This window comes from Cupriavidus sp. 01L46, assembly GCF_056399905.1.
The window spans coordinates 1-596 of record NZ_JBFTSF010000689.1 but is presented as its reverse complement, the minus strand read 5'-3'; the positions used below and the strand labels follow the sequence as shown (position 1 = coordinate 596).

At 67.7% G+C, this 596-nt stretch carries 1 pseudogene; it reads right to left on the bottom strand.

Going from position 1 to position 596, the window contains the following annotated elements:
- Positions 1-596: pseudogene (locus AC1DS3_RS39325) on the bottom strand (DUF802 domain-containing protein); the annotation flags it as partial.

The following is a 596-nucleotide window of genomic DNA, read 5'->3' as shown; positions in this document are numbered from 1 at the left end:
GTGCTGGGAGAGCGCATTGCTCCACGMTTCCGACATGCCGCTCGTTGCCGTTTCCAGGCGGGCGGAGACGCTTTCCAGCAGCTTGGGGGCCGCTGAAGCGGCTTGCACGAGCCGGTCGATCTCGGCGACGGTGTTGCTGGCGTGCGCTTGCGTCTGGGCCGAGATGTCGCGCGCGGTTTGCGCCAGCGTGTCGCAGACTTCCTGTTGCCGGCTGACATTGTGCGTGCCTGCCTGCTCCCATTCCTGGCGCAGCGTTGCCGCCATCGTGCCGAGCGTATCGGTCCAGGCCGCCAGCCGCTGCTGGTCCCGCGCTGCCAGTTCCGCTTGCAGGTCCGCATGCGAYTGGCCTACCGTGCGCACCAGCGACACCGAGTGCTGCTCGAACGTTGCAGGTCCGCATGCGATTGGCCTACCGTGCGCACCAGCGACACCGAGTGCTGCTCGAACGTCGCCGCGGCCGCCGCCAGCGCGTGCTGGTTGTCGCCCGCCAGTTTTTCGCTGACGCGTTCGTGCTGGGAGAGCGCATTGCTCCACGCTTCCGACATGCCGCTCGTTGCCGTTTCCAGGCGGGCGGAGACGCTTTCCAGCAGCTTGGG